At 67.0% G+C, this 25,324-nt stretch carries 27 protein-coding genes; 13 read left to right on the top strand and 14 right to left on the bottom strand.

What is annotated here, in order from left to right; translation table 11 throughout:
• The first annotated feature begins 11 nt into the window (after positions 1-11).
• Complete coding sequence (locus RVF83_RS09800) at positions 12-461, top strand: hypothetical protein (protein ID WP_005194306.1); 450 nt, start codon at positions 12-14, stop codon at positions 459-461.
• A gap of 14 nt (positions 462-475) precedes the next feature.
• A complete protein-coding gene (locus RVF83_RS09795) occupies positions 476-1,015 on the top strand; it encodes a hypothetical protein (protein WP_005194307.1) in 540 nt (179 codons plus the stop codon).
• A 16-nt stretch (positions 1,016-1,031) separates the two neighbouring features.
• Here RVF83_RS09795 and RVF83_RS09790 read toward each other — a convergent pair whose 3' ends face one another.
• The 3 genes from RVF83_RS09790 to cysD all read right to left on the bottom strand — a co-directional run bounded on the left by RVF83_RS09790 (position 1,032) and on the right by cysD (position 4,717).
• A complete protein-coding gene (locus tag RVF83_RS09790; RefSeq protein WP_005194308.1) occupies positions 1,032-1,811 on the bottom strand; it encodes a 3'(2'),5'-bisphosphate nucleotidase CysQ in 780 nt (259 codons plus the stop codon).
• A gap of 72 nt (positions 1,812-1,883) precedes the next feature.
• Positions 1,884-3,746: an adenylyl-sulfate kinase gene (gene cysC, locus RVF83_RS09785; RefSeq protein ID WP_005194309.1), complete on the bottom strand. Its 1,863-nt coding sequence runs from the start codon at positions 3,744-3,746 to the stop codon at positions 1,884-1,886.
• Entirely contained in the window at positions 3,746-4,717 is a 972-nt protein-coding gene (gene cysD, locus RVF83_RS09780) for a sulfate adenylyltransferase subunit CysD (protein WP_005194310.1), read from the bottom strand. Before cysD ends, cysC begins: the two co-directional genes overlap by 1 nt.
• 51 nt (positions 4,718-4,768) lie before the next feature.
• On the opposite strand from cysD, the gene RVF83_RS09775 reads away from it, so the two are divergent.
• The 6 genes from RVF83_RS09775 (at position 4,769) to RVF83_RS09750 (ending at position 10,511) form a co-directional block, all read left to right on the top strand.
• Positions 4,769-5,692, top strand: a complete 924-nt coding sequence (locus tag RVF83_RS09775) for an IclR family transcriptional regulator (protein WP_005194311.1) — start codon at positions 4,769-4,771, stop codon at positions 5,690-5,692.
• A 152-nt stretch (positions 5,693-5,844) separates the two neighbouring features.
• Positions 5,845-6,315, top strand: a complete 471-nt coding sequence (locus tag RVF83_RS09770) for a hypothetical protein (RefSeq protein ID WP_005194312.1) — start codon at positions 5,845-5,847, stop codon at positions 6,313-6,315.
• A gap of 44 nt (positions 6,316-6,359) precedes the next feature.
• Entirely contained in the window at positions 6,360-7,274 is a 915-nt protein-coding gene (locus RVF83_RS09765; protein ID WP_005194313.1) for an enoyl-CoA hydratase, read from the top strand.
• 1 nt (position 7,275) lies between these two features.
• Positions 7,276-8,442 (top strand): acyl-CoA dehydrogenase family protein, encoded by a 1,167-nt coding sequence (locus RVF83_RS09760; protein WP_005194314.1) that lies wholly within the window; start codon positions 7,276-7,278, stop codon positions 8,440-8,442.
• A gap of 6 nt (positions 8,443-8,448) precedes the next feature.
• A complete protein-coding gene (locus RVF83_RS09755) occupies positions 8,449-9,417 on the top strand; it encodes an acyl-CoA dehydrogenase family protein (RefSeq protein ID WP_005194315.1) in 969 nt (322 codons plus the stop codon).
• Positions 9,414-10,511 (top strand): acyl-CoA dehydrogenase family protein, encoded by a 1,098-nt coding sequence (locus RVF83_RS09750; protein WP_005194316.1) that lies wholly within the window; start codon positions 9,414-9,416, stop codon positions 10,509-10,511. Before RVF83_RS09755 ends, RVF83_RS09750 begins: the two co-directional genes overlap by 4 nt.
• A gap of 6 nt (positions 10,512-10,517) precedes the next feature.
• On the opposite strand, the gene RVF83_RS09745 is transcribed toward RVF83_RS09750, so the two are convergent.
• From RVF83_RS09745 to hsaA, 7 genes are all read right to left on the bottom strand, one after another.
• Positions 10,518-11,147: a TMEM175 family protein gene (locus tag RVF83_RS09745; RefSeq protein WP_005194317.1), complete on the bottom strand. Its 630-nt coding sequence runs from the start codon at positions 11,145-11,147 to the stop codon at positions 10,518-10,520.
• Between the two features lie 218 nt (positions 11,148-11,365).
• On the bottom strand, positions 11,366-12,508 hold the full coding sequence (locus tag RVF83_RS09740) for a sulfotransferase family protein (protein ID WP_005194318.1): 1,143 nt from the start codon (positions 12,506-12,508) through the stop codon (positions 11,366-11,368).
• A complete protein-coding gene (locus RVF83_RS09735) occupies positions 12,501-13,292 on the bottom strand; it encodes an SDR family oxidoreductase (RefSeq protein WP_005194319.1) in 792 nt (263 codons plus the stop codon). Before RVF83_RS09735 ends, RVF83_RS09740 begins: the two co-directional genes overlap by 8 nt.
• Positions 13,289-14,485 carry a hypothetical protein gene (locus RVF83_RS09730; protein ID WP_005194320.1) on the bottom strand — a complete coding sequence of 399 codons (1,197 nt, stop codon included), beginning with the start codon at positions 14,483-14,485 and terminating at the stop codon, positions 13,289-13,291. Before RVF83_RS09730 ends, RVF83_RS09735 begins: the two co-directional genes overlap by 4 nt.
• A complete protein-coding gene (hsaB, locus tag RVF83_RS09725; RefSeq protein WP_005194321.1) occupies positions 14,482-15,054 on the bottom strand; it encodes a 3-hydroxy-9,10-secoandrosta-1,3,5(10)-triene-9,17-dione monooxygenase reductase subunit in 573 nt (190 codons plus the stop codon). The genes RVF83_RS09730 and hsaB overlap by 4 nt, the downstream gene beginning before the upstream one ends.
• A gap of 1 nt (position 15,055) precedes the next feature.
• A complete protein-coding gene (hsaC, locus tag RVF83_RS09720; protein ID WP_005194322.1) occupies positions 15,056-15,967 on the bottom strand; it encodes an iron-dependent extradiol dioxygenase HsaC in 912 nt (303 codons plus the stop codon).
• Between the two features lie 86 nt (positions 15,968-16,053).
• Complete coding sequence (hsaA, locus tag RVF83_RS09715) at positions 16,054-17,238, bottom strand: 3-hydroxy-9,10-secoandrosta-1,3,5(10)-triene-9,17-dione monooxygenase oxygenase subunit (RefSeq protein WP_005194323.1); 1,185 nt, start codon at positions 17,236-17,238, stop codon at positions 16,054-16,056.
• A 224-nt stretch (positions 17,239-17,462) separates the two neighbouring features.
• Here hsaA and RVF83_RS09710 point away from each other — a divergent pair, with 224 nt between their 5' ends.
• The 3 genes from RVF83_RS09710 (at position 17,463) to RVF83_RS09700 (ending at position 19,758) form a co-directional block, all read left to right on the top strand.
• A complete protein-coding gene (locus RVF83_RS09710; protein ID WP_005194324.1) occupies positions 17,463-18,695 on the top strand; it encodes a Rieske 2Fe-2S domain-containing protein in 1,233 nt (410 codons plus the stop codon).
• A gap of 2 nt (positions 18,696-18,697) precedes the next feature.
• Positions 18,698-19,093 (top strand): hypothetical protein, encoded by a 396-nt coding sequence (locus RVF83_RS09705; protein ID WP_005194325.1) that lies wholly within the window; start codon positions 18,698-18,700, stop codon positions 19,091-19,093.
• A gap of 128 nt (positions 19,094-19,221) precedes the next feature.
• Positions 19,222-19,758: an NlpC/P60 family protein gene (locus RVF83_RS09700; RefSeq protein WP_005194326.1), complete on the top strand. Its 537-nt coding sequence runs from the start codon at positions 19,222-19,224 to the stop codon at positions 19,756-19,758.
• Here RVF83_RS09700 and RVF83_RS09695 read toward each other — a convergent pair.
• Entirely contained in the window at positions 19,733-20,299 is a 567-nt protein-coding gene (locus RVF83_RS09695; protein WP_005194327.1) for a hypothetical protein, read from the bottom strand. The two genes, RVF83_RS09700 and RVF83_RS09695, sit on opposite strands and share 26 nt — an antisense overlap.
• 159 nt (positions 20,300-20,458) lie before the next feature.
• Between RVF83_RS09695 and RVF83_RS09690 the strand changes: the two genes are divergently transcribed.
• Positions 20,459-21,253, top strand: coding sequence for a VOC family protein (locus RVF83_RS09690; protein ID WP_005194328.1), 795 nt, complete (start codon positions 20,459-20,461; stop codon positions 21,251-21,253).
• A 48-nt stretch (positions 21,254-21,301) separates the two neighbouring features.
• Here the strand turns inward: RVF83_RS09690 and RVF83_RS09685 are convergent, their stop codons facing one another.
• Positions 21,302-21,514, bottom strand: coding sequence for a hypothetical protein (locus tag RVF83_RS09685; RefSeq protein ID WP_005194329.1), 213 nt, complete (start codon positions 21,512-21,514; stop codon positions 21,302-21,304).
• 94 nt (positions 21,515-21,608) lie between these two features.
• Entirely contained in the window at positions 21,609-22,805 is a 1,197-nt protein-coding gene (locus RVF83_RS09680; protein ID WP_005194330.1) for a TDT family transporter, read from the bottom strand.
• 48 nt (positions 22,806-22,853) lie between these two features.
• On the opposite strand from RVF83_RS09680, the gene RVF83_RS09675 reads away from it, so the two are divergent.
• Positions 22,854-23,789 (top strand): LysR family transcriptional regulator, encoded by a 936-nt coding sequence (locus RVF83_RS09675; RefSeq protein WP_083877492.1) that lies wholly within the window; start codon positions 22,854-22,856, stop codon positions 23,787-23,789.
• A gap of 53 nt (positions 23,790-23,842) precedes the next feature.
• On the opposite strand, the gene RVF83_RS09670 is transcribed toward RVF83_RS09675, so the two are convergent.
• The gene (locus RVF83_RS09670; protein ID WP_005194332.1) at positions 23,843-25,309 is read right to left on the bottom strand and encodes an FAD-dependent oxidoreductase; all 1,467 of its coding nucleotides are present in this window, start codon (positions 25,307-25,309) and stop codon (positions 23,843-23,845) included.
• Between the last annotated feature and the right edge of the window lie 15 nt (positions 25,310-25,324).

The following is a 25,324-nucleotide window of genomic DNA, read 5'->3' as shown; positions in this document are numbered from 1 at the left end:
AGAGGTTCCCCATGCTCGTGTCCAACCCCCGCGTCATCCGATCCGCTCTGCTCGCCGGCGCAGTCGCCCTGTCCGTCTCGCTGGCCGGTTGCTCATCCGGCGACGCCGAACCCGCACCGTCGACGACCGTGTCGGAACAAACCTCAGCCGAGCAGAGCGCCGCCCCGACCCCGGTCACGCCGTCGACCTCGGCGGCGCCGAGCGTCGACGAGAGCACGGCCGCCGGGACCTCGGCCCGCGCACCGCGGACGGCGGGCGGTTCCGCGGGTGCCGGGGACGCCACGACCCTCAGCTGCCGTGAATTCCGGGCGCTCGAGGACGAGGCCCGGGCCGCCACGGTCGCCGCACTCGGGGTGAAGTCGAAAGCCGATCAGGTCGCGACCGTCGCGGCGACGGTCTGCCTCAACCGCCTCGATGACAAGGTCGTCGACGTTGTCGGCGAACTCGTGCCCACACGCTGATACTTTCGGTATCCATGAACGCCCGCCCGTGGACAGTGCTGCACGGACCGTTGTTCTCGCGCAGCAATCCGCTGGACCGTGAACACGCCGCACCACGCATCAGCGCCTACATCTACGGCAACATCCTGATTCTCGCGGCGCTGATCCCGCTACACCTCACCGATGACTTCGTCGGCGTCCTGATCGTGCTCGGCACGGCGGCGTCGACCTTCGTCGCGCATGTCTTCGCCGAGGCCGTGGGACGACGCGTGCACGAGGGCCCGGTCCATCCGACGAAGACGATGGTCCTCCGCAACCTGCGGGACTCGGTGCCGATCCTCTCCTCCGCTTCGGTCCCCTGCCTCATCCTGGCGGCGGCGTGGATGGGCTGGATCGATCCGCGCACCGCTCAGATCGCCGCCGAGATCGTGATCCTGTTGCGAATCGGCGGAACGGTTTTCGTCATCGATCGACTGAACAACGAAAGGCCCAGTCGCGCAACGCTGATCGGGGCTGCCGCGGTGACCGTGGTGGCCACCGTGATCGTCGTGATCAAGATCGTGCTGACGCACTGAGCCTCGCGGCGATGCGTCAGCCGCCCGCACCCTCGGTCGTGACGGTGAGGATCGCCTCGGTGTACTCCGGCCGGCAGATCACCAGGTCGGGTAGATAGGTGTCGTCGTTGTTGTAGACCAGGGGCGAGCCGTCGATGCGGCCGCACCAGAGCCCCTTCGCGAGGGCGACCGCCACCGGTGCCGCAGAATCCCACTCGTACTGGCCGCCTGCGTGCACATACGCATCGGCTTCGCCGCGGACCACCGCCATCGCCTTCGCTCCCGCCGATCCCATCGGTAGCACCTCCCCGCCGACCGCGGCCGCGACCTCCTCGGCGAACGCCGGCGGCCGCGAGGAGCTGACGACGACGCGGGGCACGCCGGTGCGTGGGCGCGCCGCCAGTCCCTCGGTGGGTTCGACGACCGTCTCGTCGTCGAGATAGGTCACGCCGAGAGCCGGAAGCGCCACTGCCCCCGCGATCAGGCCGTCGGTTGCCGACCACAGCGCGACGTGCACGGCCCAGTCGTTTCGGCCCGCTCCCGGCTCATAGGTGCCGTACTCGCGAGTGCCGTCGACCGGATCGACGATCCAGACGCGTTCGGCGTCCAGTCGGGACTTGTCGTCCGCCGATTCCTCCGACAGAACCGCGTCGTCGGGCCGCTCCTCGGCGAGGCGTCGCAGCAGGAACTCGTTGGATTGCGCATCGCCGGCGTTGCCCAGGTCCTTGCCGGTCAGTCCGCTGGTCTTGCGGATGTCCAGGAGCAGTTCTCCTGCCGCGGTGGCCAGTTCGCCTGCGAGTGCTCGGTCGTCGGTCACGGGGTTCCCTCTCTGGCGGTGCTGCTGATCGGTTCGGGCATACCCAGGGGTGTCCCCGGCCAACCGGCGTGTCTAGAGCCCCAGGTCACGGAGAACCATGTCGGCGACGTCAACGGGCGCACCGTCGTCGGGGGTGATGACGAGTTCGGCGTGTTCCGGACGTTCGTAGGGCGAGTCGATGCCGGTGAACTGGCTGATCTCGCCCCGGCGGGCCTTGCCGTACAGCCCCTTCGGGTCCCGACGCTCACACTCCTCGATCGGGGTGTCGACGAAGATCTCGTAGAACGGCAGCCCCCGCTGGGCGTGGATCTCGCGGGCACGCTGACGTTCCTCGGCGAAGGGACTGATCAGTGACACGATCGCGACCGCGCCCGAGTCGGCGAACAGTGCCGCCACCTCACTCGTCCGACGGATGTTCTCGCGGCGGTCGTCGTCGGAGAAACCCAGGTCGGAGTTGAGTCCGTGGCGCAGGTTGTCCCCATCCATCAGATACGCGGGTCTCCCCTCCGCCACGAACCGCCGTTCGAGTTCGACGGCGAGCGACGACTTTCCCGACCCGGACAGCCCGGTCAGCCAGATGGTGGCACCGCGGTGTGCCCGATGTTCGCGAGTGACCTTGCCGGCCTGCCAGACGATGTGGCTGTCGCGGCTGACCGGCGCGGTGATCATGCCCGCGCCCACGGTGCGGTTCGTGGCCTCGTCGATGAGGATGAAGCTCCCGGTGTCGCGGTTGCGCCGGTACGAGTCGAACATGACCGGCTCCTGCGTGCGCAGGGTCACCCGGCCGATCTCGTTGAGCGACAACGACTCGGCGTTCTCGTCGCGGTGCAGCGAGTTCACGTCCAGCCGGTAGTTGAGACCCGTGATCTGCGCGCGGGTCAGCCGCGTTCCGCACAGGAGCTGATAACGGTTGTGCGAGCGCAGGTCCGCGTCCTCGGCGAACCAGCACACCATCGCGTCGATGTCGCGACCGACGTAGGGTCGGTTGTTGGGGCGGGCCAGCATGTCTCCACGGACGATGTCGATCTCGTCGGCGAGTTCCACCGACACCGCCATCGACGCGAAGGCCTCGTCGACCCCGACACCGCCCGGTCCCCAGATCTCGGTGATGGTGGTACTGAAACCGCTTGGCAGCACCACGACCTCGTCGCCCTTGGTGAACACGCCGCCGGCGACCGTGCCCGCATAGGCGCGGTGGTCGGCGCCGTCGCTGCGCTGCGGGCGGATGACGTACTGCACCGGCAGGCGCGCATCGATGAGGTTGCGGTCGGAGGCGATGTAGACGTGCTCGAGGTGGTTGAGCAGCGGCCGGCCCTCATACCACGGCATCGCGGTGGATTGTTCGACGACGTTGTCACCACGTAGCGCCGACATCGGGATGAAGGTCAGATCGACGACGTTCAGCTTGGCCGCGAAATCGATGAAGTCGGCGCAGATCTCGTCGAATCGTTCCTGTGACCAGTCGACGAGATCCATCTTGTTGACGCAGACCGTCAGGTGCGGAATCCCCAGCAGCGTCGAGAGGAACGCGTGTCGCCGCGTCTGTTCCAGCACGCCCTTGCGGGCGTCGATGAGGATCATCGCCAGGTCCGCGGTCGACGCCCCGGTCACCATGTTGCGGGTGTACTGCACGTGACCCGGGGTGTCGGCGATGATGAATTTCCGCCTGGGAGTGGCGAAATAGCGGTACGCCACGTCGATCGTGATGCCCTGCTCGCGCTCGGCCCGCAGACCGTCGGTGAGCAGCGCGAGGTTGGCGTACTCGTCACCTCGCTCCGCGCTGGTCCGCTCGATCGACTCGAGCTGATCGGTGAAGATCGCCTTCGAGTCGTACAGCAACCGGCCGATCAGTGTCGACTTGCCGTCGTCGACGGAACCAGCGGTCGCGAGCCGCAACATCTCGGTGGCACCCCCGGCAGCATTGACCCCGCTCATCAGAAGTACCCCTCCTTCTTACGATCCTCCATGCCCGACTCGGAGATCCGGTCGTCGGCGCGCGTGGCCCCGCGTTCGGTCAGCCGGGTCACCTCGATCTCCTCGATCACCTTGCTCACGTCGTCGGCGGTCGACAGGACACAACCGGTGCAGGTGGCGTCGCCGACGGTCCGGAAGCGAACCGTCTCTGTCCGCACCTCCTCACCCGGGAGTTCTTCCAAGAAGCGGGTTCTCGCGAGCAACATGCCGTCGCGGGGGACCACCTCCCGCTGGTGCGCGTAGTAGATCGACGGCAGGTCGATACTCTCCTCGGCGATGTACTGCCAGATGTCGAGTTCGGTCCAGTTCGACAGCGGGAAGACGCGGATGTGCTCCCCCTTCGAGTGGCGCCCGTTGTAGAGCCGCCAGAGTTCGGGACGCTGGTCGCGCGGGTTCCACGCGCCGAACCCGTCCCGGAAACTGAAGACCCGTTCCTTCGCGCGCGCCTTCTCCTCGTCGCGTCGGGCCCCGCCGAACACCGCGTCGAAACGGTTCTCGGTGATCCCGCGGAGCAGCGCGGTGGTCTGGAGACGGTTGCGGCTGGCACCGGGTCCGGTCTGTTCGACGACTCGTCCGGCGTCGATGTCATCCTGCACGGAACTCACGATCAGCCGGACGCCGGTCTCGGCGACCACCCGGTCGCGGTACTCGATGACCTCGTCGAAGTTGTGTCCGGTGTCGACATGCATCAGCGGGAACGGGACCGGTGCCGGCCAGAAGGCCTTGCGGGCGAGGTGGAACATCACCACCGAGTCCTTGCCGCCCGAGAACAGCAGCCCTGGCCGTTCGAAGGTGGCCGCGACCTCGCGGAAGATGTGCACGGACTCCGCTTCGAGGGCCGCGAGATGCGACAACTCGTATCCGTGCCGGCCCGATCGGTGCGCCTGCCGGTCGCCGGCGCTGCCGCCGTTCGCTTCGGTCGTGCTCGTCACCGTGCGCAACCCCCTTGACATGTCGAATATTCGACACTAAGTGTTGACAATGTGACACCGACCGTAGGCGACCTCTCCGATGCGCGTCAACCGTCGCGTGCCGCGTCGCCACCCACCTCGCGGGTCGTCCACATCGTCGAACTGCTGGCCGGCGCAGATCAGCCGGCACTGACCCTTGCCGAGATTGTCCGGCAGACCTCGCTTTCGCGGGCGACAGCACACGCGATCGTCGCCGAATTGACCGAACACGGCTGGCTGAGCCGCGATCCCGCCACCGGGAAATATGGGATCGGCCCCGGGTTCCGCACCCTCGCACGATCGGCGGCGGACGCCGACCACCTGGACCGATGGGCCGCAGCCGCCGCGCACGACCTGTGCGGACGCTTCACCATCCCGTACTTCGTGGCCCGCCGATCCTCGATCGATGCCGTCACGCTCGCAGCGCACGCCTTTCCGCCGCATCTCGCTGCCGACTCTCAACCGCATCCATGGCTACGCAACGGCAGCCGTATCCGGATCCGTCCGCCGATCTGCCGCGAGTTCGTCGCGTGGGACCCGGCCGAGGCACGCGATGCCTGGATCGCCCAGGCCGCCGAACCCACCCGCACCCGGCTGCGCATGATCCTCGATGTGATCGCCGAGCGCGGCTACTCGATCGAACGGATGACCGATGATCACGCCGCGATCATCGACGCCCTGAACTCCCTGGACACCATGTCGGAGAACCTGCGAAGCCGGGTCGGCGACCTACTGACCGAACTGTCGGTGATCGACTACCTGCCAGACGAGCTCGACGCCGGCACCGCCGACGGCGTCCCGGTGGTGACCATCGGCGCGCCGATCTTCGACCACACGGGGCGAGTCGTCGCCGCGATGGTCGCGTGCCCGAACTCGACCCTGGCCGTCGCGGATCTGCACTCGATCGCCGATGCGACCCGCGCAGCGGCCGACCAGATATCCGCGCATCTGCGATGACACCCGGCGTCTGGAGCTGGTCCACCACCCGGATGTCCACCATCTGATCGACACAAATCCCCCTACTCGCTGACGAGCACCCGCCGTGTTCGCGACAATCGCCGGGAGTCGGTCGAGGACCGATGAGCTACCACGACACGAGGAGTTCGAACATGGTCCGGACGAAGACGTTCACCAGGTTGGCCGCGGCGGCCCTGTCGATCGCAGCCGCAGCAGGACTCGGCCTCGCCGGCACGGGACAGGCCGCGGCGGCGCGCGAGTTCCCGGTCTCGAACTGCATCGGCCCGAGCCCGAACATCGTCGACCTCCCGTTCATGGTGAGACGCGCCATCGTCAGCACCTACGGTGGCGATGCCTACATCGCCGCAGACTTCCCCAGCTACTTCCCCGGCGGCTACCAGTCGTCGTTGCGGATGGACTGGCACAACCTGTCCACCGGCAAACGCGGCTTCAAGGTCAGCAACACCAAGGTGAACCCGCCTTACCAGGGTGTCCACTACTTCGTCATCCCGGTGAAGACGATCGGCAAGGGCCGGGTGGCTGTGACCTTCGGCGCGACGAACCGCAATGCGATGTGGAGCGTGCCGTCGACGAGCTGCAGCGGGACGATCGTCATTCCCTGACGCCGGGCTACCAACCAAGCACTTGCTAGGTTAGGCTCGTGGGCATGAGTGATGCCGCCATCCCGCCCGCACTCGGCCCCGACGATCTCGGCCCGGACACCTCTCCGGTCGCCTACGAGGTCGGCGGTCCCGAAGGTGCCGTCGCCTACGTGACACTGAATCGCCCCGAATATCGCAACGCCCAGAACTCGGTCATGACGTATTCGCTCGACGCCGCCTTCCGCAAGGCCGTCGAGGACACGGCCGTGAAGGTCATCGTCCTGCGCGCGAACGGCAAGCATTTCTCGGCCGGCCACGACATCGGCACCCCGGAGCGCGACTTCGACACCTACTACGAGAACGCCGCGGTCCTGCACTGGGATCACACCGACAAGACCGGCGCCGATCAGCGTCTCGCCCGCGAGATGGAGGTGTACATGGGGATGTGCCGCCGCTGGCGCGACATCCCCAAGCCGCTGATCGCCCAGATCCACGGCGCCTGCATCGCCGGCGGCCTCATGCTGGCCTGGGTCTGCGACTTCATCGTCGCCTCCGACGACGCGTTCTTCTCCGATCCGGTTGCACGCATGGGTATCCCGGGCGTCGAGTACTTCGCGCACGCCTACGCGCTGGGTACCCGGCGGGCGAAGGAGATCCTGTTCACCGGTGAGCGCTTCACCGCCACGCAGGCCGCCGACTGGGGCATGGTCAACCACGTCGTGCCGCGAGATCAGCTGGAGACCAAGGTGGACGAGATCGTCGAGAAGGCGGTCACCATGCCGATGCAGGGGCTGTTCCTCAGCAAGAAGGCCGTCAACATCTGCGAGGACCAGATGGGGCTCCGCAATTCGATGGACTCGGTCTTCGGCTGGCACCACTTCGCGCACTCGGCCAATGCCGAGGCGCCGGGCGGAGATTCGCTCGGCGGGATGGATGCCAAGTCGATGAAGGCATCCGCCGGACCGGGATCGGGTAGCTGACATGGACCTTTTCTTCGACGACGCGGCCGAGCAGTTCCGGGCCGAGGTCCGCTCCTGGCTGGCCGAACACGTTCCGCGCGAACCCCTCCCGTCCATGGACACCGCGGAGGGCTTCGAGGCCCACCGCGAGTGGGAACGCACGATGGCCGCCGACCGCATGTCGGTCGTCAGCTGGCCCGAGGAGTACGGCGGCCGCGACGCTCCCCTTCTCCACTGGGTGATCTTCGAGGAGGAGTACTACCGGTCCGGCGCGCCGGGCCGCGTCAGCCAGAACGGCATCTTCCTGCTCGCACCGACCCTCTTCGAACACGCGAATCCCGCTCAGCTGGAACGCATCATGCCGCGGATGGCCCGCGCCGACGACATCTGGGGCCAGGCGTGGAGCGAGCCGGAGGCGGGCAGCGATCTCGCCTCGCTCCGATCCACCGCGGTCCGCACCGACGGCGGTTGGCTGCTGAACGGTCAGAAGACGTGGAGTTCCCGGTCGAGTTTCGCCGACCGCGCCTTCGGTCTGTTCCGCACCGACAAGGAGGCCCAGCGCCACAAGGGGCTGACCTACTTCATGTTCGACCTGCATGCCGAGGGCGTCACCGTACGGCCGATCGCACAGCTCGACGGGGAGGCCGGATTCGCAGAACTGTTCCTGGAGAACGTCTTCGTGCCCGACGACCCGGCGAACCCCGGCGAGTCGGGGGTCATCGGCGACGTCGACAACGGCTGGCGGGTGGCGATGAGCACCGCGGCCAACGAACGTGGACTCTCCCTCCGGGCCCCCGGCCGCTTCCTCGCCACCACCGACCGCCTCGTCGAACTGTGGCGGTCGAAGCGCGACGAGGTGCCCTCGACGGCCAACACCGACGCGCGGGTCGCCGACGCCTGGATCGGGGCGCGGGCCTACGAGCTGTCGACCTGGCAGACCGTCAGCCGACTTTCCGCCGGTGGACAACTCGGTATGGAGTCCTCGATCAACAAGGTCTTCTGGTCGCAGTGGGACATCGCCGCCCACGAGACCGCCCTGGATCTGCAGGGTCCGGACGCCGAACTCGACGACGCCTGGATGGACGGTTACCTGTTCTCCCTGTCCGGCCCGATCTACGCCGGCACCAACGAGATCCAACGCAATGTCATCGCCGAGCGACTCCTCGGCCTTCCTCGTGGAGATCGCTGATACCCCATGGACTTCCAACTCTCCGACATCCACACGGACCTCGCCGCCACCGTCGATGCAATGCTCGGCAAGGCCGACATGCCCGCCGCGGCGCGAGCATGGGCGGCCGGTGACCGGACCGCGGTCGCCAAGGTCTACTCCCAGCTCGCCGACGCCGGGATCAGCGGCCTCCTCATCGACGAATCCCACGGCGGCAGCAGCGCCGGCGCCGTCGAGATGGTCGTCGCCGTCGAACAACTCGGACGTCACTGCGCTCCCGGACCGATCGTGGAAAGCGTTGCCGTCCTGCCGATCCTGCTCCGTGACGCCGACGTGAACGGACCCCTGCAGGATCTCGCCGAGGGGCGGTTGGCGACCTGCGCCATCGCCCCGCTGCAACCGCTCGCACCCGATGCCGACTCGGCCGACGTCTACGTCGTCTCCGAAGGCGTCCTCTCGACGGCCACCGTGCTCAGCACCGAGGCGTCGGTGGACACCACCCGCACTCTCTCGCGGGTGGCGCCGGACAAGACCCTCGCGACCGGCATCGATCCGTCGGACGCCGTCGACGCGGGAGCCCTCGCGACCGCCGCCGAACTCCTCGGACTCGGCCAGGCGATGCTGGGCCTCGCCAGCGAGTATGCACAGTCCCGCAAGCAGTTCGGCCGCCCGATCGGTTCCTTCCAGGCGGTCAAACACCATCTCGCCGACGTGGCGATCGCGCTCGAGATGGCCCGTCCCCTGGTTCATGCCGCGGCGCTGGGCGTCGACGGCCAGGTACCCGAGGACACCAATGTGTCGCGGGACGTGTCGGCGGCAAAGGTCGCGGCGGCCGACGCCGCCCACCTGTCGGCCCGCCGCTCGCTGCAGGTGCTCGGTGCGATCGGTTACACCGCCGAGCACGACATCTCGCTGTACATCACCAAGACCCGCGCGCTCCTGTCCGCCTGGGGCTCACCCGCAGTCCATCGTCGACGCATCCTGGAGACACTGTGACCACCGAGACGCTCGCGATCTCCGCCGAGGAACGTGAGGCACTTGCCGAGGCGGTGCGCGATCTGCTGCGACGCCGGGGTGACACCGCCTCGGTGCGCAAGGCCATGGCCTCGACCGGCCGCGTCGATCGCGGCCTGTGGGAGACGCTGTGCACCGAGATCGGCGTCGCAGCGCTCCCCATCCCGGAGGACGCCGGCGGTGCCGGGGCATCGTGGGCCGAATTGGCCGCTGTGCTCGAGGAACTCGGCGCGACCCTGAGTCCGGTGCCCGCCTTCGGATCGTCGGTGCTGGCGACCGGCGCGATCCTGCTGGCGCAGGACGACGACGCCGCGTCGCAGCTGCTTCCCGCACTGGCTGCTGGTGAGCAGACGGCCGCCCTGTGTTGGGCCGGCGAACGCGGCTGGGACACCCCGGGTGTGCATGCCGACGCCGGCTTGCTCTCCGGCACCGCGCACTTCGTCGTCGATGCCGAATCCGCGGACACCTTCCTGGTGTTGGCGTCGGGGCCCGGTGAACCCGTCACGTTGCACTCGGTCGCCGCTGATGCCGCCGGCGTCACGGTGTCACCGCTGCCGCTCCTCGATCCGACGCGTGCGCTGGCCTCGGTGCGGTTCGACGAGGTCGCGTCCACCGCGATCCCCACACCTGCCGACCTCGCCGCACGCCTGCGGACGCTGGGGTGGGCGCTGCTCTCCGCCGAGCAGGTCGGCGGTGCCCAACGCGCCCTCGACCTCACCGTTGAGTACACCAAGTCGCGCAAACAGTTCGGTCGCACGATCGGCTCGTTCCAGGCGCTCAAGCACCGCATGGCCGACATGTATGTGCTCGTCGAAACCGCTCGTTCGATCTCGCGTGCGGCGGTCGCCGCGGTCGCCGTCGACGACCCCGAGGCGTCCGAACTGGCCCTCGCCGCACACGTGTACTGCTCGGATGCCTACCGGCGCATCACCGGCGAGGCCATCCAGTTGCACGGCGGCATCGGCATCACCTGGGAGCACGACATCCAGCTGTACTTCAAGCGCGCACAGGCGTCGTCGCAGCTCCTGGGTGCACCGCATCGCGCTGTCGCCGAAGCCGCCGCCCGCCTAGGCTGACCCCGGCTATCGGCCGCGGTTGCGGAGGCGATCCAGCATGCGTTCGATCGGGTCGGTGAGGACCAGCAGCAGGATCGGCCAGTTCCCGGTCTCCGGGAACACCAACGTGATGATCAGTGCGATCGCCAGGGCCAGGAGGGTCCCCCAACCGCCCGACGCCTTCGTCCAGCGTCGGGTGGCCTCGTCGTCGGCGAGCAGCTCCGGATGCCGGTGTCCCCACTGCGCGATCCCGACGAGCGCGGCCACCGAGGCCGCGAGTACGCCGATGTAGAACGCGGTCCCCCATTCGACCCGGCTGTCGTCGATCATCGCCGTGGCGAACGGCAGGATCACGACGGTCAGCAGCCAGACGAAGGTCAGGTTGATCAGAAGCGAGTCGTAGGAACGGAAGTACTCCATCGTCTGATGGTGTTGCCGCCACAGGATCCAGATGACGACGAAGCTCACGAAGAAGCTCATCAGCTCGAGGGAGTGGTCGGAGATCACCTCCGCGACCGAGGTCTCCTCCCGCAGGTCGTTCGCGATGTCGACCAGCGGGAGCACCAGCAGCGTGAGCGCGATCGCCACGACCGCGTCCGCGAACGCGATCAGCCGGCTCAGACCCTCTTCCGACTTCCGATTCTCCGGTTCGGCCATGGGTTGAATGTAGAACCCGCCGCTCAGTCGCGCTCACGGTTTCCGTTCGCGCTCACGCATATGTCATGAGCGCGAACGGAGGAAGTGAGCGCGAACGGGAGTTCAGTCGGAGTGGTGGTCGGCCCGCGTAGGCACCTCTTCCCCGCTCGACAGGTCTGATGAGCAAAGGAGAAACACCAGCGGGAGGGAAACGCGCCCGCGGGAATCGCCGACGCCGGCTACTCCCCGAACGCCGCCTCGACCGTCGCCTCGTCGAGTCCGTAGTCGGCCAACTGGTATCGGTGCTGCGGCTTCCGTGCCCCGGACTTGCTCTCCTCGTCGAGGGCTGTCACCGCCGCTCGCGCCGCGTCGGACATGGGGGTGTCGAGCGCTGCGTAGACGCGTTCGACGGTGCCCATCGGGTCCGAGCGGAGGTCGGCGAAGTCGATGTCGAGGAACTGGGCGGGGTCGTACTTCTTCCGGGCGCGGGAGAACTCACGCAACCCGCGCGACCACAGTTCCAGCTGGTCCTGTCCGATCTGATCACCGGTGAAGGTCGTCGACCAGCCGGGGGTGGCGTGCTCGGCGAGACTGCACATCGACGCGATGATCGTCGACGGCGCGCGGTGGGTCTGGATCACCAGCGCATCGGGGTAGGCAGCCATCAGGGCGTCGAGCGCGAACAGGTGGCTCGGGTTCTTCAGCACCCACCGCTTACCCGGATCGTTGAGACCGATCAACTGCAGGTTCTTACGATGCCGCAGGTATGCGGGCGTCCAGTCCTGCTCGGCGAGCCACCGTGAGTAGGACGGGATGTGGGCGAGCGACTCGTAGGAGATCGAGGTGACGCTCTGCCGCAACAACTGCCAGCATTCCTCGACCTCGCCCGCATCCATGTAGTGCAGACCCATGAACTCCGGGTTCTCGACGTGGTGCTGCTCGAAGCCGGCTTGAATCTGTTGGTACACCGGGTTGTCGGCCCACGTGTCGCGGGGCGGTCGCGGCTGCGGGAACTCCGCGAGCCACATCTCGAGACCCTGGTGATCCGGGTCTGCCGCCAGAAGCCGGTGCAGGGCAGTCGTTCCCGTACGCGGTAGGCCGGTCACGAAGATGGGCCGGGTGATCTCGACATCGGCGTGTTCCGGGTTCGCCTTCCACGACGCCTCGCTGAGCAGTCGTGCGACCAGGGCTCCCTTGAGGAAGAACCGGAACATCTTACTGCCGAGCTCGGTGAGCCCGGCCTCGTAGCGGTAGGAGTCGAGCAGGATGCCCAGGGGTTCGAGGTAGTCGGTGTCGCCGAAGTCCTCGAGGCCCGTGGCCCGGATGGCCGAGGCGTGCAGGTCCTCGATGGTCCCGACGTCGGTCCGTGCTGCACTAGTCATGGTATTCACCGCAATTCACGTCGAGGGTGTGCCCGGTGATCGCCCTCGCCATCGGCGAGGCGAGAAACATCACGGCGTCGGCGATCTCGTCCGGTTCGGGCAGGCGCTTGAGATCGGACTTCGACGCGGTCTGCTCGTACACCTGCTCAGGGGTGATCCCGTACTTCTTGGCGACCTCGCCGAAGTACCACTTCAGCTGGTCGTCCCAGATGTACCCCGGCGCCACCGAATTGATCCGGATACCGCGATCCCCCAGCTCGGATGCCAGCGTCTGCGACATGGCGAGCAGCGCGGACTTTGCGATCTTGTAACTGCCGTAGCGCGGTTCGGAGTGCCGGATGACCATCGAGTTGATGTTCACGATCGACCCGTCCGCCTCGGCCAGCGCATCGGTGAACGACTTGATGACACGCAGTGTCCCGACGACGGTGACCTCGATACTGCTGGTGATCTGGCCGAAGTCGGTGCGTCCCAGCGGTTTCATCGAGGGCAGCGCGAAGGCGTTGTTGACCAGGACATCGGCGCGGCCGAACTCCGCGAGCGTGGTGGCGACCAGATTGTCGACGGCAGCGTCGTCGGTGATGTCGGTCGGCACGACGAGACTGGTTCCGCCGGCCGCATCGATCTCCGCGGCAACCTCTTTCAGGCGCGATTCGGTGCGGGCGGCAAGGACGACGCGTGCGCCCTCGGCAGCAGCACGTAGGCAGATCGAGCGACCCAGCCCGGGACCCACGCCCGATACGACGACCACCTTGTCATCGAGGAGACCCGATCCAGAACTCATCCCAGCATCCTCTCGGCGAATGCGCGCTGCCGTGCCGCGATCCGGTCGGACCAACCGGCGGCGTCGATCTTGTTGAGTTCGAAGTGCGGCAGGTGTGCGGCCACCTCGTCGATGCCGACGACCGTCGCCGTCGGACCGAGCTCCGGGCCGATCGGCGAGTCACTGCGCTGCCAGCGGAACTGCAGGATTCCCTTTGCCCGGCCGGTCGTCTCGATCCAGTTGGCGACGCCGGGATCACGGTGGGACACGACCATCCGGATCAGGCCGTCCGGGTCGACCTGCGCCTGAGCGGAATTGAGGCTGGTCTGGTGGTTCACGTAGTCGAGCGAGATGTACCACATGCTCCCGAGCTGGAATCCCTGGTAGGGCGCATCGGATTTCGGGATCGTGATGACCATCGCCTCGTCGGGACCCAGGCGGTAGTGGCCCACCGAAGAGAACTGGGTGCTCAGGCCACCCGGCGTCTGACGGGGCGAGGTGAACGTGTTGACCGGCTCGTCGAGATAGAACCACTTGGGGAAGTTGAACCAGGTGTTGATGCGTGCCGTCAGCATCTTGCCCGCGGTTGCGTACCTGCGTGCGACGCGCGCGAGATCGGCCTCCTCCGGCGCTGTTCCGACGGTGTCGACGCGCTCGATGGTGATCGACCCCTTGCGCTCGGTCCAGTCGGAGTACACCTCGCGGACCGCGAGCATCGACGCCCCCTCACCGAGGGCGAAGTAGTTGTCGGGCGGGTCGGCGATCGCCGGCCCGAAGGCCAGCTCGAACGTGCCGTCGTCGGCGATGGTCAGGCGACGGTCGTCGAAGGCGTCCTCGCCACCGGGCACCGCAGACGGCGTGTAGTCGCCGCGCAGTACCTGGAAGCTGAGATCGGTTGTGGTGCCGCGGCGTCCACGGATCACGTAGGTCCCGGTCGGTTCGACGTCGGCGTGGTAGTACAGCGTGTCCGGGTTGTCGAGACCCATCTTGGTCGACGGCCCGGTCGAGGTCACGAAGTTCGGGTGCGACAACGACCGCCCGCGAACCAGCTGGATGATCGCGGCGATGCTGCCCGCGAGATAGTCGTACCCCTCGGCGAGATCCTGTTCGGTCTCGGCGAACTCCGCCGAGGCGATCAGCTTCTCGGCCTCGGCGATCGCATCGGTCAGGGGCTTGGTCAGGTCCTGCGGTACAGCGATCTCGCGCGAGCTCATAGCCAGGTGTCTCCGCCCGTCCAGGTCAGGAAGTTCTCGAGTTCGGCCTGTGCCGGCGTCACCCGCGGATGTTCGGTCGACAGGTAGCCGCCGCGGTAGAAGAGCAACGGCTTGTCCTGCAGCACTTCGCCGAGCGTGAGTGCCCGGCCGATGACGATGTGGTGATCGCCGCCGTCGGTGACCCGTTCGACGTCGCACTCGACCCAGGTCAGCCCGTGCCGGATGACCGGCAGACCCGCCGGTGACGGGTCCCAGGTGATGTTGGCGAACTTGTCGTCGCCCGGCGCCCCGAAGGCCGCGCTCACGTCCTGCTGACGGTTGGACAGGACGTTGACGCAGAACTTGCCGGCCTTCTCGATGACCTTCCAGCTCCGGGAAGTTTTCATCGGGCAGAACAGCACCAACGGCGGATCGAGGGACAGCGCCGCGAAGGACTGGCACGCGAAGCCGACGGGTTTGCCGTCCTCGTCGACGGTCGTGATGACCGTGACGCCGGTGCAGAACTGACCCATCGCGGTACGGAACTGCCGGGAGTCGAACTCCGCGGATCCGTAAGGCGTCTGGGCCATGTCAGTTCTTGAACCCGACGCTGAAGTCATGCCCCCACAGACTGACCGCGGTGCTCTCCCGGGCGATCCACTCCTCGTCCTTGACCGTCCGTCCCTCGCAACCGAACTCGACGTCGAAGCCGCCCGGTGTCTTCATGTAGAAGGAGAGCATGAGGTCGTTGACGTGCCGGCCCAGGGTTGCCGACATCGGCACCTTCTTGCGCAGGGCGCGATCCAGGCACAGTCCGACGTCGTCGGAGTTCTCGACCTCCACCATCAGGTGGACGATGCCGGTGCTGTTGGGGATCGGCAGGAACGCCAATGAGTGGTGTCGCGGGTTGCAGCCAAGGAATCGCAGCCACGGGACCTCGTCGCCCTCTTCGCGTCCGACGACCTGCGGGGGCAGGCGCATCGAGTCACGGAGCTTGAATCCCAGGACGTCCCGGTAGAACTCGAGTGCGGCCTTGTCGTCCTCACAGGTGAGCACGACGTGACCGAGACCCTGTTCCTCGGTGACGAAGCGGTGACCGTACGGGCTGACGATGCGACGGTGCTCTAGCGCGGCCCCGTGGAACACCTCGAGGGTGTTGCCGGCGGGATCGTCGAACACGATCAACTCGGCGACGCGGCGGTCGGCGATCTCCTCGTCCTTGCCCTCCCGGAAAACGACGTGTGCACCGGCCAGGCGGTCGCGGACCTCCTGGAGCGCAGCGGCGTTCGCGACCTCCCACCCCGCGCAGGCCAGGCGGTCGTGCTCCGAGGGCACGATGACCAGGCGGGCGGGGAAGTCGTCCATCCGCAGATAGAGCGCGCCCTCGGTGAGTCCCGAGCCCTCGATCATGCCGAGGACCTTGAGGCCGTAGGTGCGCCACGCCTCGATGTCGGTCGCCTCGATCCTCATGTATCCCAGTGAACGGATCGGACAGTCAGTCATCTTCACTCCTTTTGCTCCCTGCGGAGCGAGCCTGCGAGCGTGTCCTGCTCCCTGAGGAGCCGGCCTGCGAGCGTCACGAAGGGTCCCTATACCATCGTGTCGCCGATGGGAATCCCGAACTCGCCGTTGCCGAATGCGACGTAGGCGCGTTCCGGATCGTTGGCGGCGTGCACGCGTCCGGCGTGGGCGTCGCGCCAGAACCGCTGGATCGGGGTGCCGTTCTCGAGTGCATGGGCGCCCGAGTTCTCGAAGAGGCGGTCGATGGCGGAGATCGCCCGGCCGGTGGCACGCACCTGGTCGCGGCGGGCCGCGAGACGCAGTTCCATGGGAACCTCTTCGCCGGCGAGGATCAGGTCGTACTCGGCTTGCAGGTTGCCCGACAGCTGACGCCACGCGGCGTCGATGTCGCTGGCGGCCTCGGCGATACGGACCTTGGCGAAGGGATCGTCCTTGGCCTTCTCGCCGGCGTAGGCGGCGCGGACGCGCTTGCCCTGGTGTTCGACGTGGGCATGGTAGGCACCGAAGGCCATGCCGACGATAGGCGTCGCGATGGTGCTGGGATGGATTGTGCCCCAGGGCATCTTGTAGACCGGTGCGGTGTTCTGCTCGAGACCCGGGCTCTGCCCCATCGACATGGTGCGCATGCTCAGCATGCGGTGACGGGGGACGAAGACGTCCTTGACCTCGATGGTGTTGGAGCCGGTGCCGCGCAGACCGACGACGTTCCAGACGTCCTTGATCGTGTAGTCCTCGCGCGGGATCAGGAAGCTGACGAAGTCGACCGGCTTGCCGTTCTTGATGACCGGTCCACCGACGAACACCCAGTCGGCGGTGTCACAACCCGACGACCAGGCCCACGAACCGTTGACCTTGTAGCCGCCGTCGACGACCTCACCCATGCCCATGGGTGCATACGACGACGAGATGCGGACGTTGGGATCCTTGCCCCAGACATCCTCCTGCGCCTGCTGGTCGAAGAGCGCGAGGTGCCAGTTGTGGATGCCGATGATGCCCGACACCCAACCCGTCGACCCGCAGGCCGAGGCGATGCGCCGCACGGCCTCGTAGAACGTCACCGGATCGACCTGGTATCCACCCCACTGCTCGGGCTGCATCAGCTTGAAGAAGCCGGCCGTCTCGAGGCTGGACACGGTCTCCTCCGGGATTCGACGCAGGTCCTCGGTGGCCTGCGCCCGCTGCTCGATCTCCGGGAGCAGCGCGTTGATCTTCTCCAGGACCTGCTCGGCGGCTTCGCTCCGTTGTGCTGGCATCTCGCCTGCTCCTACCTGTCTCTACCTCGGCCGGACAGCGCCGGCCGCTTACTTATCGAGTTCGAGATTAGAACACGTTCTCATTTCTGTCGAGCACCGGGACTTTATGCCCATGTACAGCACTGATCCGCGATCTGGGCGGCGATCGACCCAAAGGATTTGAAACGTGTTCTAGTATTGGTGCAAGGTTCGACGCGACACCAGCCACAGACAGGAGAGGGCACATGTCACCAGCACCCGACACGATGACCCCGAACACCCCCGGTTCGTCCGACGACGCCGAGGTGGGTATCCGGGAGATCGACACCGGCGCACCGCCCACCCGGTTCGCCCGCGGGTGGCATTGCCTGGGTCTGTTCAGCGAGTTCGACGACGGCACGCCGCACTCCGTGCAGGTCTTCGGCACCAAGCTTGTCGTCTGGGTCGACACCAAGGGCGAGCTGAACATCCTCGACGCCTACTGCCGGCACATGGGCGGCGACCTGTCCCAGGGCAAGCTGTCCGGCGACAACGTCGCCTGCCCGTTCCACGGCTGGCTGTGGAAGGGCAACGGCCGCTGTGCCGGCGTCCCGTACGCCAAGCGCAACCCCAAGCTCGCCAAGACCCGCTCGTGGCCGTCCATGGTCCGCAACGGCCAGGTCTTCGTCTACAACGACCCCGAGGGCAACCCGCCGCCGGACGAGGTCATCATCCCGGAGCTCGCCGAGGTCGGGTCCGAGGAGTGGACCGACTGGACCTGGAACCGGATCGTGATCGAGGGCTCGAACTGCCGCGAGATCATCGACAATGTCGTCGACATGGCGCATTTCTTCTACGTGCACTTCGCCCTGCCGGACTACTTCAAGAATGTCTTCGAGGGCGAGATCGCCGCCCAGTACATGAATTCGCACGGGCGCCCCGACGTCACGCTGGGCACCAATTACGGCGACAGCCGACTCGAATCGATCGCCGCCTATTACGGTCCGTCCTACATGCTGAACCCGATGGTCCAGTACTACGGCGGTTTCGCGGTCGAGACCATCCTGACCAATTGCCATTACCCGATCGACGAGAATTCGTTCGTCCTGATGTATGGCGTCATGGCGAAGGTACCCGAGGGCCTCACCGCCGAGCAGGCATCGAAGATGGCGACCAAGATCAGCGCCGGCGTCGAGGTCGGATTCCTGCAGGACGTCGAGATCTGGAAGAACAAGACCCGGATCGACAATCCGCTCCTCGTCGAGGAGGACGGCCCGGTGTATCAGCTCCGACGCTGGTACGAGCAGTTCTACGTCGACAAAGCCGATGTCACCGAGGAGATGACGGGCCGGTTCGAGTACGAGATCGACACCTCGAAGGCAGTCGAGAGCTGGAATGCCGAGATCGAGGAGAACCTCCGGCGCCAGGAAGCCGAGAAGGCTGCGGCCGAGCAGTCGCCGGACGGCGCGACGGACTCCTCGGAGAAGGCGCAGGTCTGACGATGACCCGGGCCGCGTCACGAGCACATTGGGCCAAGGCGCCCGATTTCGGCGACGATCCCGACCGGGCGGCCCGGGTCCACGAGGCAACCCGGCGCGACCGCGAGCACTACCTGCAAGGCGGCATGCGGGAGATCGAATGCCGCGCCTGTCATGCGTGCGTGCTCGTGAAGAAGACCAGCACGCACCACACGAGCGTGCAGTGGAACGCCGACGCCCGGAGCCGATGCCACGGCCTCGAGCAGATGCGCGCCGGCGGCGACGACGGCAACGGACCGTTGCTCCCCGGCGCGATGATGCCGACGTGTGTCCGGTTGTCGGCGAGTATCGACCACGGTGTCGCCGAGGGAATCATTCCGCCGGAATCACCGGCGACCGATCCCGACGGTTACTGGTGAGCGTCGAATTTGAGCACCATGGGCAACATCAATTGTCATTAGCCTCACGCATCACAACGGTCACACCTTCGTCACACGTCGAGAACTAATGGCGACACGCGGGTATCCGGTCCGCCAATCTGATCGTCATGTCCGTTTTGCGAACCCGCTGTGTGCGGGTCACCTGTGCTGTCGCCCTCTCCGCCGCGTTGTCCGTCGCGGCGCCGTTCGTGGGTTCACCGTTCGCCGATGCCGGACGCGCCGCCGCGGCCGGCTCGAGTTCGGGCTCCAGTGATTCCACCGGTTCGGTACCGATCTACCTGCCCATCCCCACTCCCACCGGCCTGGCGGCGCTCGGCGCGTCGATGACCCAGATCGGTAAGCCATACCGATGGGGTGGCACCGGCCCGCACTCGTGGGACTGCTCCGGTCTCGTCCAGTGGGCATTCCACACCGCGGGCGTGAAACTGCCCCGGACCAGCCAGCAGCAGGCGAGGGTCGGCAACGCGATCCCGTTCAGCGCTCTCGCCCCCGGCGACATCATCATCTTCGGCCGTGACGCCGGACACGTCGGCATCTACGCCGGCGGCGGCCGGCTGTTCAACGCCTACACCACGGGCAAGCCCATCGGCTTCACCAAGGTCAAGGACATGGGGCCAATCAAGACGATTCGTCGTTTCGGCTGACCTCCACCGGGTCCACCGACCGTCCGGGCCACACCGAGGTCACCACCGCGAACCCCACGACGACGAGCAGCAGCACCGCCACCACCACGGTGCCGAGCAGCCCGTAACCCGGTTGCATCGTCGGCAGTTCGAGGTCGAGGGCCTCGGTGACCCGGTCGGAGAACAGATGCGCGGCCGGATCGCTCAACGTCCGGATCCCCACCACGAGCGCAACCACCGCGGCCAGGCCGATCACCCCGATCGCCGCCGGACGCAGACGCTCGCGCCACCACGCCAACGCGGTGACCAGCGCGATGACCGCACCGAGGATCACCACACTCAGACCGGGCCGGTCGGTGTTGTCCTCGAAGAAGAAGGCCACGTCCTCATCGCTCGCCCCCGGGACGGTCACCCGTCCGAGACCGGTGATGGACGGTTGTACGCCCTCGTCGGTGCTTCCCCACTCCACCTGCGCGAACAGCACCAGGAGGAGCCCACCGACGAGGGCGGCAGGCCACACGTAGGTGCGAAGTCTGTCGACGATGCCCGGTTCTGTCGTCATACCAACAAGATTGCCATTCGCCCGGTGCCGAAATCACGCGCCGGTATCGATCTCCCCGGAGCATCCCAACCCGCTGTCGGACCGATGAGTTTGCGCGACGCTGAGAGTCTCCACCTCAATCGTTCAGCAACATTCCGCAAGCAACGAAGGGATACGAACATGGCCGAGTACGCAGCCCCGTCCGGGGCGCCGATCTGGTTCGACCTGATGAGCAGCGACACGGCGAAGGCCGAGCAGTTCTACGGCGAGATCTTCGGCTGGGAGACGGAGGAACCGAACGAGGAATTCGGCGGCTACCGGAACTTCCTCAAGAACGGCAAACCGGTCGCCGGGCTCAGCCCCGCCATGGACGAGGCCGGGCCGCCGAACATCTGGTCGGTATACCTGCACTCCGAGAACGCGAACGCCACCGTGAACGCCGTCGAATCCGCCGGGGGCAGCATCATGGTCCCGCCCATGCCGATCGGTGACGAGGGCACGATGATGGTCGCCACCGATCCGGCCGGAGCGGTCATCGGTTTCTGGCAACCCAAGCAGCACAAGGGTTATTCGGAGTTCGGCGATCACGGCACCCCGTACTGGTTCGAATGCCAGTCCAAGGATTACGCCAAGTCACTCGACTTCTATCGCGCCGTGCTCGGCGCGCGTATCGAGGAGGTCGGCACCGGCGGTGACCCCGACGCCGTAGGTCCTGATCATTACGGCCAGATCTTCTACGGCGAGGAGTCCTACGCCGGGATCATGGACGCCTCCAAGCTGTTTCCCGAGGAGGTGCCGTCGTTCTGGCAGATCTACATCACCGTCGACGACGTGGCGGCGACGGTCAAGCAGGTCGAGTCCCTCGGCGGCGAGATCCTGATGCCCGGCGAGGACACCCCGTACGGGACGCTCGCGGCGATCAAGGACCCGATGGGCGCGCTGATCTGCCTCGGACATCCGCCGGCCGGGATGTGACACCGCGCGATCGGTAGAAGAAGCACGCGCTATATGCGTGTGAGTTGTCTACCGATCGTCCTCGGGCGGGTATTCGTCGGGGTCGTCGGGACCGAGCGCGGTCGACTGTTCGACGACGTCGGCGGGATCGGCCTCGAGGGCGATCGACGGCGCCTCCGACACGGCGGGGGAATCCGGATCGACGGGATCGACGGGCGTCGTCTGCTCGACGACGTCGGCGTCGTTCGCTTCCCCTCCGGTCCACGCTTGTGTGTCTGCCATGGCGACTCCTTCCGGTTACGGGGTGCTCGTCACGGTGGTGTCCGAGCGCGACCTTCCGGCGCCCTGTCGATGATCCTGATGTCAGCGAGGGGCGTCAACATGCCGGGTCCGGCAGTTCGAGAAGTTCGCCGGAGACGACGCCCCGCGTCGTCCTGGCGGCGACGACGCCCCAGGCGAGGGCCAGCACTGCGAAACCGGCGACCGCCGCGATCTCGAACACCGGCCAGCCCAGGGTGAGCGCCAAGGCCGACGAGCCGGTCACGTAGGTACCCACCGGGAAGGTGAAGGACCACCAGGTCATCGCGAACGGCATCCCGAGCCGCGCGGTGCGGACGGTGAGCTGCGCGGCGACACCGATCCAGATCGTGGCGATCACCCACACCACCAGCCCGTAGACGAGCGAGAACTCGTGGATGACTCCCGCAACCGGTGCGGGTACCACATGCGGTGCCGCCTGGGCGAGCACGCACGACGCCGTGACCGACTGCCCGAGCGGGCCCAGCACGATCCACCAGGTCGGCATGATGGTCGCGGCGCCGTGATCGCCGGTCCGGAACCGACGGACCAGAGCGACCAGGATGGGCGTCGCGGCGACCACCGCCAGACCGAACATCGCGTACCCGACGCCGAGAACCAGGTTCCGTGCCCACCCGGCACCGAGTTGACCCGCCAGGATCGCCGCGGCCGACGCCGACACCATCGGCGGCACGACCGGCATCAACCAGCCGCCGAACGCCTCCCCCACGTGAGCGCGCCCGACGATCAGGTGCCGGTACGGGACGACCAGCGCGGTGACCACGCCACCGAGTGTGCCGATGATCCAGCACGCGACATCCACGCCGAGGGCAACGTCTCGGCCGATGACCCCGACGCCGACCAGGACGGTGCTGGTCCCCACGGTCATGATCGCCATCGGCACCGCGCCGTAGAAATGCGCGACGACGCGGTGGTCGTGGTGGCCGCGAGCAACGGCGGGATCCGCCATCCAGTGGCCGATCGTGGTGACGACCACGGCTCCGAACACGAGGCAGGCCAGCAACCAGAACCCGACGGCAACGACGCTCAGGCCGGCCGGCTGCCAGGGCAGGCCATGCGCGGCGATCGCGATGATCCCCGTGCCCATCACCGTCGCGAACCAGTTCGGCGGAAAGTAGGTGACCCGACTGCGCACTCCGGGCCCGTTCCCGCGCAGCGAGCCGGTCGGGGTAGCGCGAGCAGTCGTCGTGGTCATGCCCATCACGATCGCGCGGATGCCGCGACCCCGGTAGATCCCGAATCGTTGGCAGGTCACAAACGCTGTTTGTGGCCGGGGTACAGGAGACCCTTGTACCCTCGGACGATGGTGCTCAGCCCACGGATGCCGGACCTCGCATCGCTCGAGACCCTGCAGGCGGTGATCAGCACGGGCAGTCTCAATGCCGCGGCGGCCGAACTCGGTGTCACCCAGCAGGCGGTGTCCGCACGCATCCGCGCGATGGAAACCCAGCTCGGGGTCGGGTTGCTGACACGAACGCCACGCGGATCGGTTCCGACCCAGCCGGGGCGGCTCGTCGCCGAGTGGGCCGACCGATTGCTCACGCTGGCGGGCGAGTTCGATGCCGGACTCGCCGCGCTGCGGCTGGAACGACGAGACCGGCTGCGGCTGGCCGCGAGTCTCACCGTCGCCGAGCATCTTCTCCCCCGCTGGCTCGTGTCCTTCGCGGCCCAGCACGAACCCGCGCCGAAGGTGTCGTTCACCGCCGCCAACTCCGACCACGTCTGCACGCTGGTGCGCGACGGCGAGGTCGAACTCGGATTCGTCGAGGGACCTCGGGTGGCACCCGGGCTCCGAAGCCGGACGATCGCGCGTGACGAACTGGTCGTGGTCGTGCCGCCCGATCATCCGTGGACGCGCAGACGCCGCCGAATCGGGGCCGCCGACCTCGCGCGTACCGCACTGGTGACCCGCGAAGAGGGTTCGGGCACCCGCGAATTCTTCGAACGCGCACTGACCCAAACACTGGGGCAGCCCCGCGACACCACCGCACCGGTGCTGGAGCTCTCGACGACGGCATCGGTGCGAGCGGCGGTCATCGCGGGTGCCGGCCCTGCGGTGCTCAGCAACCTGTCGGTTGCCGACGATCTCGACCGTCGGCTGATCCGCATCCCCGTCGACGACCTCGACCTCGAGCGGCCTTTGCGCGCGGTGTGGTTATCGGGTTCGCAACCCAATGCCGGTGCAGCGCGCAACTTCCTGACGCATATCAGCTCCGCAGGCGTACTTCCGCCACGATGAGCAGGACTCGACAGGTTGTCTGAGGCACAGGTACCACCGTGGTTGTGTTTCGCTCAGCCGGCCGCCGCTGCGCTCACCCCGGCCCGGCGCCCGAAGAAGCTGCCGTCCCCAAGACTCGCACCGCTCGCGTACCCACCGGCGCACACTCCCGAGGTGCAACGGCCCGCCGCATACAGTCCCGCTATCGGAGCACCCGAGACGTGCAACACCTCGGAGTCGACGCTGGTCTTCAACCCGCCGAGTGTGAACCCACCCGTCATTCCCCGCAGATCGTAGGCAGCGACAGGTGTCGAGATCGGCTTCAACCATTGCGATTTCTTGCCGAACAGTGGATCGGTTCCATCGGCGGCGTGATTGTTGTACAGCTCGACCGTCCCCGACAGGGAACCGGAGGGCAGGCCCATCTCCGATTCGAGCTCACTGACGCTCTCGCACACCCACTTCGGCGCGGCACGCATCTTCGCACTGGTCGACTCCGTGGCCATCGCCTCCTCGTACGACGCCTCGTCGATGATCAGGAAGGCCTCGCCCCCCTGATTGAACAGGGTCGCCTGCCCGATCCGGCCGGGATAGGTGTCCTCGGTGACGAAACGCTGCCCTCGACCGTTGACGAGGATCCCGCGGACCATCAACTGCGGGTCGCAGAAGATCGCCACCTCGGTCGCGTCCATGTGCGCTGTCGCCGCGCCGAGTGCCTGGCCCAACAGAATCGACCGGCCGTCGTGACTCTCGATCGAGGCCGCGGGACGACCTTCGATCTGCGGCGCGTGATCGCGGAGCATCGTGTTGTCGTAGGCGAAGCTCCCGGTCGCGAGCACCACCCCGCGACGTGCACGGATCGCCATGTCGTTCCCGAAACTCCGCGAGACGACGCCGACCACTCGTCCGTCGTCGTCGACGACCAGCGACCTGATGCTGTTGTTGTACAGCGTTCGGACGCCCAGTTCGTCGACGAGATCGAGGAGCGGCTTCATCAGCATGTACCCGCCGGCCTGCTCGCCGTTCGCGGCCGCCGCACGACGTGGGAGATGGCCACGTGGTGCCGGCGGGATCGTCGTGTTGAACGGCGCGGAGTTCTCACCGCCGGAGTACATCAGCCCCTCCCCGTGAGGAGGTTCCCATCCGGGCTCACCCCAGAACGATTCGTCGAAGACGACACCCGCGTCGACGAGCCAGTCGTAATGCTCGACACTTCCCTCGCAGTAGACGTCGACCTTGGCCTCATCGACGCCGGGTCCGAGCGCGGCCTTCATGAAGGCCTTCATGTTCTCGACCGAATCGTCGAAACCCAACGACTTCTGGAGCGCCGTACCGCCGCCGAGGTAGATGAAACCACCGGACATGGCAGCAGCGCCTCCTCCGCCACCAAGTCGTTCAAGAGCCAGGACGTCGGCGCCGGCGCGAGCAGCCTCGATCGCAGCCGTGGCTCCCGCGACACCGAGTCCGGCGACGACGACATCGGCCTCCTGCGACCACTCGACGTGCGACGCCGAGACCGGCCGCAGAGTGGGATCCGTCATGTGAACCTCCTCGAA

Source organism: Gordonia rubripertincta, from assembly GCF_038024875.1.
GTDB classification, from domain to species: Bacteria; Actinomycetota; Actinomycetes; order Mycobacteriales; family Mycobacteriaceae; genus Gordonia; species Gordonia rubripertincta.
The sequence above is the reverse complement of the archived record's forward strand: the minus strand, read 5'-3'. Positions and strand labels throughout refer to the sequence as shown.

Excerpts from the sequence above, each read along its gene's own strand:
- RVF83_RS09800 (WP_005194306.1), top strand. The coding sequence starts at position 12 with ATGCTCGTGTCCAACCCCCGCGTCATCCGATCCGCTCTGCTCGCCGGC.
- RVF83_RS09795 (WP_005194307.1), top strand. The coding sequence starts at position 476 with ATGAACGCCCGCCCGTGGACAGTGCTGCACGGACCGTTGTTCTCGCGC.
- cysC (WP_005194309.1), bottom strand. The coding sequence starts at position 3,746 with ATGAGCGGGGTCAATGCTGCCGGGGGTGCCACCGAGATGTTGCGGCTC.
- RVF83_RS09770 (WP_005194312.1), top strand. The coding sequence starts at position 5,845 with ATGGTCCGGACGAAGACGTTCACCAGGTTGGCCGCGGCGGCCCTGTCG.
- RVF83_RS09765 (WP_005194313.1), top strand. The coding sequence starts at position 6,360 with ATGAGTGATGCCGCCATCCCGCCCGCACTCGGCCCCGACGATCTCGGC.
- RVF83_RS09760 (WP_005194314.1), top strand. The coding sequence starts at position 7,276 with ATGGACCTTTTCTTCGACGACGCGGCCGAGCAGTTCCGGGCCGAGGTC.
- RVF83_RS09755 (WP_005194315.1), top strand. The coding sequence starts at position 8,449 with ATGGACTTCCAACTCTCCGACATCCACACGGACCTCGCCGCCACCGTC.
- RVF83_RS09745 (WP_005194317.1), bottom strand. The coding sequence starts at position 11,147 with ATGGCCGAACCGGAGAATCGGAAGTCGGAAGAGGGTCTGAGCCGGCTG.
- RVF83_RS09740 (WP_005194318.1), bottom strand. The coding sequence starts at position 12,508 with ATGACTAGTGCAGCACGGACCGACGTCGGGACCATCGAGGACCTGCAC.
- RVF83_RS09735 (WP_005194319.1), bottom strand. The coding sequence starts at position 13,292 with ATGAGTTCTGGATCGGGTCTCCTCGATGACAAGGTGGTCGTCGTATCG.
- RVF83_RS09730 (WP_005194320.1), bottom strand. The coding sequence starts at position 14,485 with ATGAGCTCGCGCGAGATCGCTGTACCGCAGGACCTGACCAAGCCCCTG.
- hsaB (WP_005194321.1), bottom strand. The coding sequence starts at position 15,054 with ATGGCCCAGACGCCTTACGGATCCGCGGAGTTCGACTCCCGGCAGTTC.
- hsaC (WP_005194322.1), bottom strand. The coding sequence starts at position 15,967 with ATGACTGACTGTCCGATCCGTTCACTGGGATACATGAGGATCGAGGCG.
- hsaA (WP_005194323.1), bottom strand. The coding sequence starts at position 17,238 with ATGCCAGCACAACGGAGCGAAGCCGCCGAGCAGGTCCTGGAGAAGATC.
- RVF83_RS09710 (WP_005194324.1), top strand. The coding sequence starts at position 17,463 with ATGTCACCAGCACCCGACACGATGACCCCGAACACCCCCGGTTCGTCC.
- RVF83_RS09705 (WP_005194325.1), top strand. The coding sequence starts at position 18,698 with ATGACCCGGGCCGCGTCACGAGCACATTGGGCCAAGGCGCCCGATTTC.
- RVF83_RS09700 (WP_005194326.1), top strand. The coding sequence starts at position 19,222 with ATGTCCGTTTTGCGAACCCGCTGTGTGCGGGTCACCTGTGCTGTCGCC.
- RVF83_RS09695 (WP_005194327.1), bottom strand. The coding sequence starts at position 20,299 with ATGACGACAGAACCGGGCATCGTCGACAGACTTCGCACCTACGTGTGG.
- RVF83_RS09690 (WP_005194328.1), top strand. The coding sequence starts at position 20,459 with ATGGCCGAGTACGCAGCCCCGTCCGGGGCGCCGATCTGGTTCGACCTG.
- RVF83_RS09685 (WP_005194329.1), bottom strand. The coding sequence starts at position 21,514 with ATGGCAGACACACAAGCGTGGACCGGAGGGGAAGCGAACGACGCCGAC.
- RVF83_RS09675 (WP_083877492.1), top strand. The coding sequence starts at position 22,854 with ATGGTGCTCAGCCCACGGATGCCGGACCTCGCATCGCTCGAGACCCTG.
- RVF83_RS09670 (WP_005194332.1), bottom strand. The coding sequence starts at position 25,309 with ATGACGGATCCCACTCTGCGGCCGGTCTCGGCGTCGCACGTCGAGTGG.